The organism is Thiohalophilus sp. (assembly GCF_031581315.1).
GTDB lineage: Bacteria > Pseudomonadota > Gammaproteobacteria > UBA6429 > Thiohalophilaceae > Thiohalophilus.
The window spans coordinates 19984-24031 of record NZ_JAVLAZ010000028.1 but is presented as its reverse complement, the minus strand read 5'-3'; the positions used below and the strand labels follow the sequence as shown (position 1 = coordinate 24031).

Annotated in this window: 3 protein-coding genes; all 3 read left to right on the top strand. The window is 56.6% G+C overall.

Annotation, left to right across the window (positions count from 1 at the left end; genetic code table 11):
* The coding region (locus RI563_RS05940) for a response regulator (protein WP_310693445.1) at positions 1–2783 on the top strand (2783 nt) is incomplete at its 5' end.
* Positions 2780–3160, top strand: a complete 381-nt coding sequence (locus tag RI563_RS05935; protein WP_310693444.1) for a response regulator — start codon at positions 2780–2782, stop codon at positions 3158–3160. The genes RI563_RS05940 and RI563_RS05935, both read left to right, overlap by 4 nt.
* A 180-nt stretch (positions 3161–3340) precedes the next feature.
* Complete coding sequence (locus RI563_RS05930; protein ID WP_310693443.1) at positions 3341–3790, top strand: ligand-binding protein SH3; 450 nt, start codon at positions 3341–3343, stop codon at positions 3788–3790.
* Positions 3791–4048 lie beyond the last annotated feature (258 nt).

Genomic DNA, 4048 nt, shown 5'->3' with positions numbered 1-4048 from the left:
CCGAGCGGACCCGGGCCCTGCAAAAGAGTGAGGAACGCCTGGCGCGGCTTTACGATATTATCTCTTCCAATCTCGATTTTGCCGACAAGACCCGGCGCCTGCTGGCCTACGGTTGTGACCAGCTGGGGCTGCAACACGGCGTGCTCGCCCATATTGAGCAGGGACAACACACGGTTTTATATGCCTGCTCTTCCGACGCCACTTTACATGAAGGACAGAGCTTTCCGCTGGAAGAGACCTACTGCGGGCAGATGCTGAAGAACCAGGCGCTCACCGCCATCACGCATGTCGGCCTCTCGGGCTGGAGCCAGTTATCGTGTTATCAACAGTATCGCCTGGAGTCCTACATCGGCACACCGATTTATACCGGCGGGCAGCTGTATGGCACCCTCAGTTTTTCCGGTTACGAAGCGCGCGAGACGCCGTTCACTCAGGCCGAGCAGGAGCTGGTACAACTGATGGCGCAATGGCTGAGCATGGAGCTGGTGCATATCCAGTTCGAGGATCGCCTGCTGGAACAGCGCAATACCATCAGTCATATTCTGGAAAGCACGGCCGAGGCGTTTATCGCCGTGGATCGTCAGCAAACCATTTTATATACCAATTCACTGACACAGGATTTGCTCAAGCTCGAGACTCTCGACCTGGTTGGCCAGGACCTGCAAACGGTGGCCCCGCAAACCCGGGAACTGTTTGGCGCCGCCCTGCAGGCTACACTGGAGAACGAACAGTCGTGCCAGTTTGACCGCTATTATCAGGACAATGGCAAGTGGCTGGAGGTGGCCATTCACCCCACCTTGCAGGGGGCGTCCATTTCATTGCGCGATATCACCCAGCAAAAAGCCAATGCCGAGATGCTCTCGCACACCCTCGGCATCAAGAATGCGATTCTCAACAGCGCCAACTTCACGATCATCGCAACCGATGAAAACGGCCTGATCATGAGTTTCAACAAGGCCGCCGAACGCATTCTGGGTTATTCGGCCAGTGAGGTCATCGGGCAGCATAACCCGCTAATGTTCCATGATTCACAGGAGATCGCCGCGCGAGCCAGAGAACTGAGCGAGGAATTGCCAACGCCGATTCAGCCGGGTTTTGAGGTCTTTACCGCCCTGGCCCGCCGCGGAATCCCCGACGAGCAGGAATGGACCTATATCTGTAGCGATGGCAGCCGTCTGCCGGTACTGCTTTCGATTACCGAGATGACAGACGAGCAGGGCAACTGCATCGGCTTTCTGGGCATTGGTGTCGATATCACCGAACGTAAACGTATCGAGCGCATTCGCGACGAGTTTATCTCCACCGTCAGCCATGAGCTGCGTACCCCGCTGACCTCGATTCGCGGTTCACTCGGCCTGTTAAGCGGCAACCTGGGCGAACAACTGCCGGATCAGGCGCATTCACTAATCGAAATTGCCGGGCGTAATACCGAACGCCTGCTGCACCTGATTAACGATATTCTCGATATTAACAAGATCGAGTCGGGCAAAATGGCCTTTAACTATGAGCCGCTACCGCTGGCCGGTTTTTTACAACAGGCGCTCGAAAACAATCTGTCCTATGCGCGCGAATTCAATGTGGCACTGAAACTATCCACCGAAGACAGCGAGACGGAACTGTATGCCGATGAACACCGCCTGATGCAGGTGATGAACAATCTGCTCTCCAATGCCGTCAAGTTCTCCCATGCCGGTGGCACGGTGGAGATCGAGGCCCGGCATCAGCAACATTTCGTACGCATCAGCGTGACCGATCACGGCAAGGGGATTCCTGCCGGGTTTCGGGATAAAATCTTTCAGCGTTTCAGCCAGGCCGACGCCTCGGACAGTCGTAACACCGGCGGTACCGGCCTGGGGCTGAGTATCGCCCAGGCCATCGTCGAGCAACACGGCGGCCAGCTCAACTACGTCAGCCAGCCGGGTATCGGCACCACGTTCTATTTTGATTTGCCGGTCTATCGGCACCAGTCGATCACGCGCATCAAGGATCAGATCATCAGTCTGAGCCCGCCGCAGCCTTATCGCCTGCTGATCTGCGAGGACGATCCGGATATCGCCGGCCTGTTACAACTAATGCTGGCCCGTCACGGTTACCAGAGCGATCTTTGCGCCACTGCCGCCGAAGCGCATGAGGCACTGGCCGACCAGCACTATGATGCCCTGTTGCTGGATATTCTGCTGCCCGATCTCAACGGGCTGGATCTCATCCGCCAGTTGCGCGGCGCAGAAGCCACCCGGACGTTACCTATTATTGTCATCTCGGCCATGGCCAACGAGGCCCGCAGTCAGCTCGAAGGCGGCGCCGCCGACATCGTCGACTGGCTGGACAAACCGCTGGATCAGGATCGCCTGCTCGACTCGGTACGCCGGGCCCTGCTGCATCTGCCGGACAAACCGCGGGTGCTGTACGTGGAGGACGATGTCGATCTGCAAAATGTGATCGGCCGTATGCTGCAGGAACAGGTGGCCCTGTTTCGCGCTACCAGCCTGCAGGAAGCCCGGGAGCAGCTGGCCAGCCAGAATTTCGATCTGATTTTGCTGGATGTGAACCTGCCCGACGGCTCGGGACTGACACTGCTGGAACAGCTCCGGGATCAACGCCCGCCGCCGGCCACGGTGATTTTCTCTAACCGCGATCTGGATAACGACGTAACCACGCAGGTCAGCGCGGCCCTGTGCAAGAGCAACACCTCGCAACAGACCCTGCTGGAAACCCTTGCGGCCTGCCTGCAGCAGCGCACCCGCCCCGAACGGGGCTCGCCAAACGACAAGGAGACGGCATGACCGAATTGCGCAAAATTCTCTACGTGGAAGATGAAGCGGACATCCAGACCATCGCCCGCCTCGCCCTGCAGGATGTGGGCGGCTTCGAATTGCAGATCTGCAGCAACGGCAACGAGGCCCTCGCCACCGCGGAACACTACACCCCGGATCTGCTGATTCTCGATGTCATGCTGCCCGGCATGGACGGCCCTACCACCCTGGCCGAATTGCGCAAAATCCCCGCCCTGGCCGGAACCCCGGCCCTGTTCATGACCGCCAAGGTCCAGCCCCAGGAGCTGGAGCAACTGCGCGCCCAGGGTGCGATCGAGGTCATTACCAAGCCATTTGACCCCATGACCCTGGCCGAGACCGTTCGGCAAATCTGGCAACAAGCCTGATATTTCTCTCGTTTTCAATCGGTTAGCGGGGATTGAAATCCCGCGCAGGGATCTTATGTCGGTAATAACTGAGATAATTACTAGGGCTATAAAAGTTTTATTGGTTTACCTTGACATAATTTATAGAGCTTCTATATTAGTAGATATTAAACAACTAACTCTATAGCGGAGGTGAGCAAAATGGCTGGCGATTTAATCAAGAATTTCCCCCATGATGGTGTGGTTACTGTCAACCGTGTCATCCTGAAACCCGAATACACGATTGACGATCTGCAGGAGCGCGTCGCGTTTCTGTGTGAAAACGTCAAGACCTATCATTCCGACACCGGTTTTGTCGGCGGCTTTGTCTGCCTGAACAGCGGTGCGGTCTCCAACGAGGGTTCCACCATCGGCCAGGCGGTCGAAAGTCCCCTGAAGGAAAAAGAAGCGCTGATTATCACCTTCTGGAACACCTTCGAGGACCACGAGGAATCGCACAAATCCGAGACCTTCCAGCCGCTGTTCCAGCAGGTGCTGGAGCTGTGTGAAAACGGCAACGAGGAAATTGCCTACGAAATGCTCTGGTCCGGTGCCGCTTATTCACCGGAAGAAGCCGAAGCGGCCCGCAAGGCCAAAGAAGACGCAGCCTAAACAAAAGGCGCCCTTCGGGGCGCCTTTTGTCAGGGACGAGGTCCGAGTGACGAGGGACGAGTCCTGATTATTAAAGCGCCCTTCGGGCGCTTTTTTATTTCCAGCTCCGGAATAAATGAATTAGCATCATTTCCATTTCAACTCAGTCTAATTCCCGGACCCGGAAGCTTGCCTCGTCACTCGTCCCTCGTCACTCGGCCCTGTGTTCTAATGCCCTCATAAATATCCCTGTTGTTCTGCCCCGAAGGCAGTGGTGTA